General features: G+C 46.8%; 5 protein-coding genes. All 5 read right to left on the reverse strand.

Annotated features, from left to right (window positions below):
• On the reverse strand, positions 1-565 hold a 565-nt coding region (locus tag ACEW8S_RS14930; RefSeq protein ID WP_373518924.1), incomplete at its 3' end, for an FAD-binding protein.
• 3 nt (positions 566-568) lie between these two features.
• Positions 569-1,237 carry a succinate dehydrogenase cytochrome b subunit gene (locus ACEW8S_RS14935; protein WP_373518925.1) on the reverse strand — a complete coding sequence of 223 codons (669 nt, stop codon included), beginning with the start codon at positions 1,235-1,237 and terminating at the stop codon, positions 569-571.
• A 431-nt stretch (positions 1,238-1,668) separates the two neighbouring features.
• Positions 1,669-2,547: a hypothetical protein gene (locus tag ACEW8S_RS14940; protein ID WP_373518926.1), complete on the reverse strand. Its 879-nt coding sequence runs from the start codon at positions 2,545-2,547 to the stop codon at positions 1,669-1,671.
• Positions 2,548-2,682: 135 nt separating this feature from the next.
• On the reverse strand, positions 2,683-3,453 hold the full coding sequence (locus tag ACEW8S_RS14945) for a hypothetical protein (protein ID WP_373518927.1): 771 nt from the start codon (positions 3,451-3,453) through the stop codon (positions 2,683-2,685).
• A 122-nt stretch (positions 3,454-3,575) separates the two neighbouring features.
• The coding region (locus ACEW8S_RS14950; protein WP_373518928.1) for a serine protease at positions 3,576-4,487 on the reverse strand (912 nt) is incomplete at its 5' end.

Consider the following 4,487-nt stretch of genomic DNA (forward strand, 5'->3'; position numbering starts at 1 on the left):
GGTTGAAAGGCTTGATCTTGCCCCGGTTGATCTGTCGGTTCATCGCTGCGTAACATCCCAATAACAACTGTTGCCCGGTTTGGCCTTTGGCATAGAAAGTACGCGAAACCAGAACACCTCCAAACGAGCGGTTATCCAATAGTCCGCCATATTCCCGGGCAAAGGGTACGCCCTGTGCGACACACTGGTCGATAATATTTGCTGATTCCTCGGCCAAACGATACACGTTTCCTTCACGGGAACGGTAGTCGCCGCCTTTCACGGTATCATAAAACAGACGGTAGGCACTATCGCCATCGCCCTGATAGTTTTTTGCGGCATTGATGCCACCCTGTGCGGCAATGGAGTGCGCACGCCGTGGGGAATCTTGGTAACAAAAAGTTTTGACGTTGTAGCCCAGCTCGGCCAAGGTCGCTGCGGCAGATCCACCTGCAAGACCCGTACCAACGACGATAACGTCAATATTACGTTTGTTCGCCGGGTTGACGAGGTCAATTTCGTTTTTATGCTTGGTCCACTTATCGGACAATGGCCCTGATGGAACTTTAGAATCCAATATGCCCATAATCTACTGTGTTATTGGGTTAAAATGATGATAGAGCGCAATAAAGATGAATCCCACGGGGATTGCTATCGCATATATTTTGGTAAAGGTCTGTATGGCGGGAGTGTATTTGTTGTTCACGCCCATACTTTGAAAAGAGGATGCAAAGCCGTGCCACAGATGTAAGGCCAAAAGCACGAACGCAATCACATATAGCGCGGTTCGCCATAGCGGTTCGAACTTATGTACGGTCTCCTCTAAATACCGGGTCGGATCTTCGGGGTTTGCAGAAATGTACTTGTAATCCATTTCATGGATCCAAAAATCATAAAAGTGCAATCCGAGAAAGGCCAAGATTACGAGTCCGGTAATGATCATGTTCCGTGACATCCACGAGGCGTTGGCCCCGCCGCTGTACTTTTTATATTTGATCGCCCTTGCCCTGTTGTTCTGAATTTCCAGCACGATTCCCATTACAAAGTGCACAATGACCCCAGCTATCAAGATCGGTTGCAGAATAAACTGCACCAGCCCGTTGTACCCCATAAAATGCGACCACTCGTTAAAGGTATCGGGAGCTATAACCGAAGTAACATTAATCGTAAAGTGCTGCGCCAAAAAAAAGACCAAAAAAAGACCCGACAGGGCCATGACCACTTTTCGGGCTATCGAAGATTGTATCAATCCGCTCATTGTATTATTTTGGAGTTAAGGAACCCTTGCTTAGTTAATCTTTCACCCGTTTCTCCCAATACTAATTAGGTTGGTTCAAATAGTAATCCAAGAAGCGCCCGGTTTTTTGAAGGTTTACAAAATTACTTTAAAGCCGCCTGTTTAACAAACTTTACGCAGGTTTCCTATTTATTTGGATGGATTCTAATCAACTCTGAAAAGTTGTTCAAGGTATAGTCGGATACAATTCGTTGGTGGCATTTTTCGTTCAACAAAAAAAGGCTTCCTTGGTTTCAGGAAGCCTTCACAGTTAAATCGAGACGAAAGTAAACCCTATTCTGGGATATTAAAAGGCTGTACTACCTCTTCATAGAACATATTTATACACGCTAAACCCTGCGTTTTAGTTGTGAGACTCGGCTTTGTACCGCTGGTGCTCAGAACTGTTTTGTTCATTTCGTCCATATGGCCCCGAACTTCGATCCACTGTCTTCATACCCCGTTACGCATCGGGTTGACCAACCACCAGCTTTCTTCTTTATATATTCATTCTGGTATTCGGCACTGGTCATATTGTGTTTGGCAACATAAGCAGTGAACGGAGGGTTCTTGTACCAAATACCGCTCAACGTAGGTTTGTTGTTGTGGATATTGCCGTTGATATAGACCAATTCAAATCCTTTTTCTTTGTATTGATCGAAGAGATTTTGATATTGGCCCAAAGACATACGGCTTTTTAATTTGAATCCCCCGACGTTTTTCTTTTCATAAAGTGCCGTAATTTTTCTTTCGCCCCCAATCGAAACACACGATACATTGACCGGAACCCAGCCCTTCTTGGTCAATTCCTTAAATTTATCTCTATGCCAATTTTCCGGGGCATCGTGATAGGCGTGGATGGAAGGTCCCGGTGATTTAATCCAGATAGCGGCATACCGTACCTTTCCCTGGCTGATACAACTATCGACCAGGGTCAAGCGGTAGCCCGCTTCCTTGAATGTATCAAATCGCTTCTGATAGCCATTGCCGCTCATTCCGTGCCGGGTTTTCCAAGCAGCTCCGCTACTGGGGCGAAAAATGACGTTGAAGTACGTCTTGCCCTTTACATCAAAGGCATCGATCCAATACGGATTGAAACCACAGGTCCATATTTTATCTATTTCCGCTTGGTATTTTTTGGCTGGAATACCATGCTTTCCGATTTGCTTAAGACTTTTTGAATACTTGTAATACGGATGTTTTTTGCCCGGGTAAATAAAGGATTTGCTTCCTTTAAATCCTGGAATACCTTGCTTTTTCAAAGCGGACCAATTTACATTTGGAGAATCCATAACTATTATATTTTAAGATTGGATAAGGGGCAACCTTTGCACCCTATGCTAGGGGAAGGATGCTGTTCGAGATAGTTAAAAAGGGGAAGCAACCCTACATTGAAATTGTAATGAAGGATTGCTTTGTTTAAGTTATTACTGCGGAATATCAAAATACTGCGTCAGCTCTTCATACGACATTGTGGTATAATCCAAAGCTTCCGCTTTCTTGGTAGTTGCAGGCTGCCCCCCTGGAATAATGACATAGCGATAATCCTCGAAGAACGGATTCCCGACCTGTGTATCTTGATCTCCGGAAAGCGTTGCCACTGTAATACGCAGGACTTTTTCCTTTTCTATCCTGAAGTTATGTTGGTTTTCGCCCGTTATAAAAGGTAGAGCAAAATAATCGAACCCAAATATGGTCAGGTTTCTAGCGAATACCATAATCGTCCCTTTATCCATGATGTCCTTGATCAGGTCAGGGGCATCGATATCGAAACCCGCACCGGGGACCGTGATGTTGTTCGGGAATTCGGTGTCGATCCAATCCGAGTAGATAACATTGGCGGTCCCGGTATTGCCCTTAGGGCCTTGATCGCCTTTCGGCCCTTGTTCGCCTTGAGAGCCTTGTTCTCCTTGCTCACCCTGCTCGCCCTTTTCACCCAGCTCGCCTTGATTGGCCGCGGCACCATCTTCACCAGGGTCGCCCTTAGGCCCTGTCGGCCCTTGTTCTCCCTGTGCGCCTTGATTGGCCGCGGTACCGTCTTGGCCAGGGTCGCCTTTATCGCCCTTGGGCCCTTGTTCGCCTTGTGTGCCTTCAGGACCGATGGGCCCAATGTCTCCGTCCTTTGAGCAGGCCAATACAAGGCTTGCGATAAAAAGGACACTTAAAAATCTCCGCATAATCTTCATTTTTGTTTTCATGATCTTAAAATTTAAAATTGTTAATAGTTTCAATTTCGTTGTAAGCGTAGTTTTTAGTGTTTTTTATTTTAAGGGGAAGCCCTTTTATTCACCTCAAAAAAGGAAATGAACGCATGTTCAGATCAAGGCCAGTTTTCGTTGGGGCCGGTGGTGGGAGTCTGCGCCAGTTCAACAACTTGCCAAAAGGAATCGAAGGTCTTGGGGCTCATTGTATTTTCGATATGGTCGACGATTTCGGGAGTCAACCTCGTTACCCAATTCTGATCGATTTGACAGGCCGTTACGGGACTGCCGATAAATACCCCGTGCACTTTTCTGATGATTCCCGAACCATCGTGTTGCGAGGGGGTAAGCAGCGAGTAGGCCGGCGATCCACTTTGGCCTCCGGTGCCGTCCATGTCGGTATATAGAAGTCCTGATTCCCCACCATCGATCCAGCCGAAGGGTTGCTCGGAGTAGTAGGTGCCATCGGTGATCCAAGGCCTCCCCCAAACCCCATTGTCCGGTTGTGTTCCGGGATAGCCTGCGGTAAACACGGGTTTGGACCGTAGAATATTCCAGTCTACATGGCCCCATTTGGCAGGTACGGCCCCTTCGATAGGCTCCCATAGTTCAACTATGGCCAAATCGTACGCACGGTCCGTTTCGTCATCACTGCCGTCGAAAGCTACCGGCAAGAATATGCGCCGTACGCCATGGGTTCCAAAAGGCCTTTGGCTTACAGCTTCCGCTTTTTGTGCAAGTGCAAAGCCCAGTTGCCTACCCCCCAAACTATCTAGGCAGTGGGCGGCCGTAAGTACAAAGCGGTCGGCAATCAAGGTTCCGGAGCAGCCAATGGGATGCAGTTTTCCGATAAAGCTCCAAGGCTCTTCGGTCGTGCTGTCGATTTCATCCGGCCTTACGAGCCGGTCGTCGCACCCTATGATAATCTCTTTTTCACTGCATGTATTGGCACATAGGTCTCCGTTTTCATCCTGCCACGGAATTAGTTCGGAACAGGCAACACATAGCAAGCCGATCAAAAATAAATACAG

It is taken from the genome of Pricia sp. (genome assembly GCF_041745955.1).
Taxonomy (GTDB): Bacteria; Bacteroidota; Bacteroidia; order Flavobacteriales; family Flavobacteriaceae; genus Pricia.

What these genes read in the sequence shown, in the direction of transcription:
- ACEW8S_RS14935 (WP_373518925.1), bottom strand. Translation starts at nt 1,237, where the DNA reads ATGAGCGGATTGATACAATCTTCGATAGCCCGAAAAGTGGTCATGGCC.
- ACEW8S_RS14940 (WP_373518926.1), bottom strand. Translation starts at nt 2,547, where the DNA reads ATGGATTCTCCAAATGTAAATTGGTCCGCTTTGAAAAAGCAAGGTATT.
- ACEW8S_RS14945 (WP_373518927.1), bottom strand. Translation starts at nt 3,453, where the DNA reads ATGAAAACAAAAATGAAGATTATGCGGAGATTTTTAAGTGTCCTTTTT.